This window comes from Phytobacter sp. V69, assembly GCF_965644215.1.
Lineage (GTDB): Bacteria > Pseudomonadota > Gammaproteobacteria > Enterobacterales > Enterobacteriaceae > Phytobacter.
The window spans coordinates 1-272 of record NZ_CBFFRL010000583.1; the positions used below are offsets into that span (position 1 = coordinate 1).

Below are 272 nucleotides of genomic sequence, written 5' to 3' on the forward strand. Positions count from 1 at the left end.
TTTACAGAGCAGGGCGCGGAGATGATGGTGGCATCGATAATCACCCCCTTACGCATCATCAGTCCTGCCTGCTTTAGTTTAAGGTTAATCAGTGCCAGCACCTGTTCACCGGCGTTATGTTTCTCCAGAAAATGACGGAAATTCATGATGGTGGTGCGGTCGGGGACGCAGCAGTCGATACCGGAGAACTGACGAAATGGCAGCATGTCATGGAGGGCATCTTCGGCAGCGCTGTCACTGAGGTCAAACCAGAGTTGCAGGCAGTGAATGCG

1 protein-coding gene is annotated in these 272 nt (G+C 52.9%); it reads right to left on the reverse strand.

The window, feature by feature from the left end; all coding sequences use genetic code 11:
• Positions 1-272: transposase (locus ACSZPU_RS26535; protein ID WP_499004594.1), on the reverse strand; the 272-nt coding region annotated here is incomplete at both ends.